The sequence below is a fragment of the Roseivirga ehrenbergii genome, assembly GCF_001593005.1.
Taxonomy (GTDB): Bacteria; Bacteroidota; Bacteroidia; order Cytophagales; family Cyclobacteriaceae; genus Roseivirga; species Roseivirga ehrenbergii.
The window spans coordinates 95,941-103,833 of record NZ_LQZQ01000006.1 but is presented as its reverse complement, the minus strand read 5'-3'; the positions used below and the strand labels follow the sequence as shown (position 1 = coordinate 103,833).

Sequence of the window (7,893 nt, the reverse complement as noted above, 5' to 3'; positions counted from 1 at the left end):
AGATTTAAAACCTTCACATCATATAAATTACAGAAGCCCAATTGATACAATTGGGCTTCTTCTTTTTTAATACTACCAAAGTATCATTCATACCTAATTCAACCTTGAATTATCCCCTACATTTCACCACCTTTGCGCTTCAAAAAATCACAAACTATGACTTCAGATCAGCTGAAAGATTTAAAAGCCAGAGTAGCGGCTTTGAGGGGGTATCTTTGACTACGATGTCAAGAAACGTGAAGTAGAAGAAGAAGAGCTGGTTACAGCCCAACCAGAGTTTTGGAACGATCCAAAAGAGGCCGAAAAAGTATTAAAACAAATACGTTTAAAGAAAGTATGGACCACCAGCTTTGAAAACGTTTTAACTGCCTTAGAGGATGTTGAAACCCTAAACGAGTTTCTCGAAATGGGCGAAGTGTCCACTGAAGAGGTAGAGAAAGAATACAAAAAAGCCCTTGAAGTTTTAGAAGAAATTGAATTCAAGAAAATGCTCAGTGGCGAAGAAGACCAACTGAGTGCCATGATTGAAATCAACCCAGGCGCTGGCGGTACCGAAAGCAACGATTGGGCAGAAATATTGATGCGTATGTACATCATGTGGGGCGAAAGTAAGGGTTATAAAGTCAAACAAATTCATTACCAACCAGGTGATGTAGCAGGCTGTAAATCCTGTACGCTTGAATTCGAAGGCGAATTTGCTTTTGGGCTATTGAAGGCCGAATCAGGAGTGCATCGATTGGTACGTATTTCTCCTTTCGATTCTGGAGGAAGAAGACATACCTCATTTGCCTCTGTATTTGCCTACCCAGTAGTTGATGACACCATTGAAATTGAAATTAACCCTGCAGATATTAGTTGGGATACTTTCCGATCGGGAGGAGCTGGTGGACAGAACGTAAACAAAGTAGAAACTGGGGTACGCCTAAAGCACGCTCCTACGGGTATTACGATAGAAAATACAGAAGGTAGGTCGCAGCTGGGCAATAAGGAAAAGGCGCTTTCAATGCTTAAATCGAGGCTTTATCAAATTGAGATGGACAAGCGTAACGCAGCTCGAGATATAGTAGAAGGCGAAAAAAAGAGAGTCGATTTTGGTTCTCAAATTAGAAACTATGTACTACATCCTTATAAATTAATCAAAGATGCCCGAACTGGTTTTGAACGCACCGATGTACAAAACGTGTTAGATGGTGATTTAGACGATTACATAAAGGCTTATTTAATGCAGCAATAAATCAAATGGAGTCTAGGCTCCATTTTTTATTTACAACTATGCTCAAAAGAAAGACAGGAACGCCCAGTATTTACACCTTACAGTTTTTTTTACTTTGCCTAAGTTCCTTTCTGTTCTTCGGTAGCTTTAATATGATCGTACCCGATTTATATGATTACATCACTTCACTGGGTGGGGGCGAATACAAGGGCTTAATCATTTCTCTATTTACCGTAACGGCAGGACTTTCAAGGCCCTTTAGCGGAAGACTGTCAGATACGATTGGCAGAATACCAGTAATGATTTTCGGAGCCAGTGTATGCTTTGTAATGGGTTTTCTATACCCAATGGTGGGTACCGTTTGGGCTCTTTTACTTCTCAGGTTTCTCCACGGCTTTTCAACGGGTTTTAAACCTACAGGTACCTCAGCTTATATAGCCGATATTGTACCTTCCACCAGAAGAGGTGAAGCCATGGGGTACTCTGGCTTTTTCGGAAGCTTAGGCATGGCAGCTGGCCCATCCATTGGCCCGAAGATTACAGCCGCCTATGGTTTGGACATGACATTTTATACCTCTTCAATAGTAGCAATTCTCTCTGTAATCATTTTAGCGGGCATGAAAGAAACCTTGCAAGAAAAGGTGAAATTCCATCCGAAATTACTCAAAATTAAATGGAATGAAGTGATTGAGCCAAGAGTATTTAATCCTTCTCTCCTCTTTTTATTGACCGCTTTTTCTTTTGGGGCAGTACTTACTTTAGTGCCAGACCTTACCATACAACTAGGTTATGATCAAGGTCAAAAAGGAATTTTCTTTACCGTGTTCGTGATTTCTTCTTTGGTCATTCGACTTTTGGCCGGAAAAGCTTCTGATAGATATGGGCGAATAATAGTTTTGAAAATAGCGGCACTCGCCATAGTTGTCTCCGATGTGCTTATTGCCTATACACATACCCAAACCATGCTCATGGTGAGTGCTGTAATGTTTGGAGTTGCAGTAGGCATGAATACCCCAACCATTTACGCATGGACGATTGATTTAAGTTTAGATCATTTGCGCGGCAAAGGATTGGCTACGATGTACATTGCGCTAGAAATTGGTATTGGTTCAGGAGCACTTATTGCTGGATGGATTTACGCCAATCATATTGAAAACCTGCGCGAAGCCTTTTTGCTTTGTGGGGCACTTTCCCTTATTGGTTTCTTATTTCTAACTTTTGGTTTAAATTGGTCGAAGCGGCTTGTGAAAGGCACGGTTTAGTTGAATCAAACCTTCCTTCCCAGTCATACTGAACTTGTTTCAGTATCCCATCATTTAGAGAGCGGTAATTAATATATTTAACGACAACTCCAAATAACCTATAACCATTTAATATACAGAACTTTTGGAGGGTTATTCCTAGATTTAAAAATCATGAAAACACCAAAGACACTGCTTCCATTTTTTGCATTTGCCTTTCTCCATCTGTTGGCCAAGCTTATGGATTTTCCTACCATGGCCGATTTCACCAAACCACTTTTGATGGTGGGATTGATGATTTACTTCAATAGTGAAGTGCCTAAAACGGTACTGAGCAAATTTGTTAATGCAGCCCTATTTTTTTCTTTACTGGGAGATGTTTTCTTGATTTTCTCCGATGCTCAACCCATCTTCTTTCTGCTGGGTTTGGCTTCATTTTTACTCGCTCACCTTGTTTACATTTTTCTAAACCTCAATTTGGTAGATACGGAAGACCGAAAACTAAAATTCAGGTGGCACGATTTACTCTTTGGTATGTACGGCCTCGTTATATTTCAGCAAATCAAACCAGGATTGGGAGATATGATGATTCCTGCCCTACTCTACACCATTGTGATTTGTATTATGGGCATTACCGCCAGCAAGCGCTGGGGAAAAACAGACAAAACGAGTTTTTGGTGGATTATGATTGGCGCCTTTTTCTTCATCATCAGTGATAGCATTTTGGCCATTAACCAATTTGGAACCCCTTTTCCGCAAGCGGGTTTCTTCATTATGCTCACCTACATTATTGCCCAATTTATGATTGTAAGGGGCATTATTGAGTTTGTAAAAAGCCTAAAGACAAGTCAATAAGTAACACATTGCATCAGCCTTTCTCAGGTTTCATTCCCAAAAGAAAGTGCCTTCCTTTTCGCCAACACCTTAAAGCGGATAAAGAGGGTGATGGCCGCTATACTCAAGCCGGTTAGCAGGCCATACCAAACACCTTCCGGACCAAAGCCTAACGTGAAACCAAACAAATAACTGACAGGAATACCGAGTACCCAATAGGCCACAAAAGTGATTACAGTAGGCACTCTAACATCAGACATTCCTCTAAGCGAGCCTAGCCCCACCACTTGCACACCATCTGACAGCTGGAAGAAACCTGCCACAATAATCAATGAGCCTGCTATTCTTATTACTTCGGGGTCATCGATATAGAGTGTTGGAAAAAAATTATGGAAGACAATGTATACTACGGAACAACAGGCCATAAAAATAAGCGCCATCATAAAACTGGTATTACCCGCACGGTTAAGATTGAAAGCATCTCTTCTCCCCACTTGGTTACCAATACGCACGGTAGAAGCAGCTGCAATACCTGTGGCCATCATATAACTGAGTGAAACCAAGCTCAACGCAATTTGGTGTGCTGCCAAAGGCACTACCCCAAGCCTTCCCATCAACAACGCTGCTCCTGCAAAAGCACTTACCTCGAATACAAACTGGGTTCCACTCGGCACTCCAATTTTGAGCATGGGTTTAAAGTAGGCAGCAGTAATGTTAAAGATTTTAAAAGCAGCGCTGTAATACTGTGTTCTTTTACTCCTTCCTACATACAGCATCATACCTACGGCCATGAATACCCTAGAAATTAGTGTTCCCCAACCCGCTCCAATTAGGCCTAATTCAGGAAATCCGAACTTTCCATAAATTAGAATGTAATTGAATAACACATTGATCAGGTTAGCACTAATGGTAATAAACATGGTCGGTTTGGTGATAGAAAGCCCCTCAGCGAATTGTCGGAAATTCTGAAAAAGCATCATCGGAATCATCGAAAAAAGGATGACATAGAAATAAGGTTTTCCTAGCCTTATTACTTCTTCGGGTTGAGAGAAATTATCGAAACCAAAAGACAAGAGGTAGCCTAGTAATACCAACACTAAACTGGTACCTAAACACAAAACAATTCCATGGCGGAGCAGTCGGGTGATTTTATTGCGGTCACCCTCACCATCTGCCTGAGCGACTAATGGAGTGATGCCATACGACACACCAATACCGAACATCAGAAATACCATGAGTACATTATTGGCAAAAGAAGATGCCGCCAAAGCTTCTGGTCCAATTTGGCCTACCATAATACTATCTACAATCCCCACGGTAACATGGCCTACTTGGCTCAACATTACTGGATAGGCAAGGTTAATCGTTTTGCTGAAATGTTGTTTGTACGATAGTTTCTCCAACATCAGATTCCTTTTTTTCTTGCAAACCTCATGATTGCCGCTACGCTTAAACTATCGGTAATGCGGCCATCGAGCACCATTTCTAACACTTCGGTAAAGGGTAATTTCTTGATAGAAATATCTTCGGTGTCATCAAAGTTAGTTTCACCCTCAGTAAGGCCAGTTGCTAAATAGGCGAATCCCACTTCGTCTGTAACAGAATTGGAGGTATGAATTTTACACAGAAATTCAAGTTCTTGGCAATGAAGCCCAGTTTCCTCTTTCAGTTCGCGCTTCGCTCCTATTTCTAAAGTTTCGTTTTCGGGTACAGCGCCCATCGGGATTTCCCAGCTATATTCATTCAAGGTATATCGATACTGCCCAACCAGCCAGGTATTCATTTCTTCATCAATCGGAAGAATACCTACCGCTCGACCTTTGAAAGACACCTTCCCATAGATCCCTTTTCCACCCGAAGGATTGATCACATTAAACTCATCGACTCTAATCCATGGGTTCTCGTAAATCAGTTTTCCATCTAAAGTCTTCCAAGGGTTTTTATGCGATTCCATGCCGCAAAATTAGACATATGTTTCAGCATCCAAATCAAAGTTTTAAGTTTGGGCATGTTATTATCAAATTTTGGCTCTGGAAAGATTGAAGCCGGTTGCGATGAAGCTGGCCGTGGCCCCTTGGCGGGCCCAGTAGTGGCCTCCGCTGTTATTCTGCCAGTAGATTACCAGAATAAACTGCTCAATGATTCTAAGCAACTGAAAAGGGCGCACAGAGAGCAGCTTGAAATCGAAATCAAAGCTGAAGCCTTGGCTTGGGCGGTTTGCGAAGTAAGTCCTGTGGAAATTGATGAAATCAATATTCTAAACGCCTCATTTTTGGCCATGCATCGCGCGATTGACCAACTAAAGCAAAAACCCGAGCTACTACTTATTGACGGAAATCGTTTTAAAGTCTATCAGAGTATTCCGCATGAGTGTATTATAAAGGGCGATGGAAAGTATTTATCCATTGCCGCGGCTTCCATTTTAGCTAAGGTAGAACGAGACAGAATTATGAGTGAAGCAGCTCAACAATTCCCTGGTTATGGCTGGGAAAGTAATGCGGGCTATCCTACTAAAAAGCACCGTCAGGCCATAAGAGATTTGGGCGTTACACCTTTGCACCGGAAATCCTTTAGGCTATTGCCCGAGCAGATGGAGCTGTTTTGATAAACTTTTGGAGGGTTTTGAACCCTCCAAAAGGTAGTGCTAAGTTCAAAATTAAGTCATACTGTAAGCACCGAAGTCTCTGATTTTTAGTAACACAGGAAAGAGAGTTACAGATATCAGACAGTCTGTGTTTCGTGAAAACCCCGAAGTCTCTCGGCCTACGGGATGACTGAGTAGCTAGCTTATGAGCATTCAAAAATTCTGTACACCAAGTTCAAAGCTAAGTCATGCTGTAAGCATCCTTTTCAGTAACACAAGGAAAGCTGATATCGGGACGTGTGATCACTGCTATGGCGAGCCCACACGTTTTGAATAAACTTTTGGAGGGTTAAAAACCCTCCAAAAGGTAGTGCTAAAAACAAAAAAAGACGACCCATGGCAGCAGGTCGTCTTTTGTATTTAGGTGAAAGATTTTAATCAATCTACATTGTCGTGTAGAAACTTATTGTTGCCCATAATTTCATCGTCATCATTAAGGTTATAGCGCGACACATTGCTTTCAGATGAAGGGGGTGCATCGTTTAACCTTACTTGTCTACGCTGATAAGCAGGCACTTCAAGTTTCTCTTTTATGTCATCATTCTTGATCTGATAATTTCCAGAGCTACGAAGTTTTTCTTCTCTTAATCTGGCTTGTTGCTGAAGCTTATTACGCTTCATTTCCAAGAAATCCTTGTAACGCTGCTCCTCATGGTCTAACTCAATGCGTTCATTTCGCATACGAACTTCAGGATCTTCGTTGGCTTCTGGCCCAACTTCTTCGATGTCATATTTCTGAGCCAACCTAGACAAGAAAGTATAACCCGAAGTGATATTATCATCATCGCTCTCATCCTTATTCTCTACCTCATCAATTTCTTGACGCGGTTCAGGTTTTTCAAAACCCGCACTAAACAATGAGGATTGTGTTGGCTTTTCTACGAAAGAAGGTTTTTCAACATTACGCTGAATTGGCTGGTTGCTCTCTAAATCAATGACCGTTTTCTTAGTTGCATTTGGTCTCGCCTCCACTAACGGAGTTTCAAAGCCAGTTGCAATAACGGTTACGCTAATGCTTTGCCCGTGCTCAACGTCAATACCGTGACCGAAAATCACTTCAGCATCATCACCCGCTTTGTCTTGGATGTACTCAGTAATTTCAGTAAGCTCGTCCATTTGAAGTTCTGCATCTTCACCAGAAATAATAGAGAGCAAGATTTTCTTCGCTCCTAAAATGTCTTGGCTGTTCAATAATGGAGAGGAGATGGCCATTTCGGCAGCTCTTAGTGCCCTTCCTTCGCCTTCAGCAGAAGCAGAACCCATCACCGCAGCACCAGCGCCTTTCATTACGGTTTGAACGTCCATGAAATCGACATTTACATAACCAGGAACAGTAATGATTTCTGCAATTCCTTTGGCCGCAGTGGTCAATATATTGTCGGCCTCTGCAAATGCCTTACTGATTGGAAGGTTACCGTGGATTTCTCTCAACTTATCGTTGAGGATTACCAAAACAGTATCGCAATTTTCCTTTAATGCAGCAATACCTTCGTTAGCCGCATTCATTTTCTTTCTTCCTTCAAAACCAAAAGGAGCCGTAACAATACCCACAGTTAAAAGGTCCATGTCGCGTGCAATTTTGGCAATGATTGGAGCTGCACCAGTTCCAGTTCCTCCGCCCATTCCGGCAGTGATAAATACCATTTTGGTATCGTCACCCAGCATTTGACGGATGTCTTCTTTGCTTTCTAAAGCGGCATTTTTTCCCACCTCAGGGCTGGCACCAGCACCAAGTCCTTCGGTTAGACCAATGCCAATTTGCAACCTATTTGGAATAGGACTGCTTTTCAATGCCTGTGCATCGGTGTTACAAACGATAAACTCCACATCCTTAATCCCTTGATTATACATGTGGTTTACTGCGTTGCTCCCTCCGCCACCAACTCCAATCACTTTAATGATCGATTTGTGATGCTTAGGAATTTCGAACATATAAGATTCTGCCATGATTATTATGTTTA

Annotated in this window: 7 protein-coding genes; 4 read left to right on the top strand and 3 right to left on the bottom strand. The window is 41.8% G+C overall.

All coding sequences use genetic code 11. From position 1 onward, the window contains the following. The first annotated feature begins 156 nt into the window (after positions 1 to 156). The 3 genes from prfB to MB14_RS07055 all read left to right on the top strand — a co-directional run bounded on the left by prfB (position 157) and on the right by MB14_RS07055 (position 3,309). A protein-coding gene (prfB, locus tag MB14_RS07065) for a peptide chain release factor 2 (RefSeq protein WP_132644126.1) occupies positions 157 to 1,234 on the top strand; the annotation gives its coding sequence in 2 pieces (ribosomal slippage) (positions 157 to 216 and positions 218 to 1,234; 1,077 coding nt in all). 38 nt (positions 1,235 to 1,272) lie between these two features. Continuing rightward, a complete protein-coding gene (locus MB14_RS07060) occupies positions 1,273 to 2,475 on the top strand; it encodes an MFS transporter (RefSeq protein ID WP_062590882.1) in 1,203 nt (400 codons plus the stop codon). A 153-nt stretch (positions 2,476 to 2,628) separates the two neighbouring features. Then, positions 2,629 to 3,309, top strand: coding sequence for a lysoplasmalogenase (locus MB14_RS07055; protein ID WP_062590880.1), 681 nt, complete (start codon positions 2,629 to 2,631; stop codon positions 3,307 to 3,309). Between the two features lie 23 nt (positions 3,310 to 3,332). Here the strand turns inward: MB14_RS07055 and MB14_RS07050 are convergent, their stop codons facing one another. Together MB14_RS07050 and MB14_RS07045 are read right to left on the bottom strand one after the other, a co-directional pair. Further along, positions 3,333 to 4,694, bottom strand: coding sequence for an MATE family efflux transporter (locus MB14_RS07050; RefSeq protein WP_062590878.1), 1,362 nt, complete (start codon positions 4,692 to 4,694; stop codon positions 3,333 to 3,335). After that, on the bottom strand, positions 4,694 to 5,242 hold the full coding sequence (locus MB14_RS07045; protein WP_062590876.1) for an NUDIX domain-containing protein: 549 nt from the start codon (positions 5,240 to 5,242) through the stop codon (positions 4,694 to 4,696). Before MB14_RS07045 ends, MB14_RS07050 begins: the two co-directional genes overlap by 1 nt. A gap of 54 nt (positions 5,243 to 5,296) precedes the next feature. On the opposite strand from MB14_RS07045, the gene rnhB reads away from it, so the two are divergent. Next, the gene (gene rnhB, locus MB14_RS07040; RefSeq protein ID WP_062590874.1) at positions 5,297 to 5,893 is read left to right on the top strand and encodes a ribonuclease HII; all 597 of its coding nucleotides are present in this window, start codon (positions 5,297 to 5,299) and stop codon (positions 5,891 to 5,893) included. A gap of 417 nt (positions 5,894 to 6,310) precedes the next feature. Here the strand turns inward: rnhB and ftsZ are convergent, their stop codons facing one another. Next, positions 6,311 to 7,879, bottom strand: coding sequence for a cell division protein FtsZ (gene ftsZ / locus MB14_RS07035; RefSeq protein ID WP_062590872.1), 1,569 nt, complete (start codon positions 7,877 to 7,879; stop codon positions 6,311 to 6,313). Positions 7,880 to 7,893 lie beyond the last annotated feature (14 nt).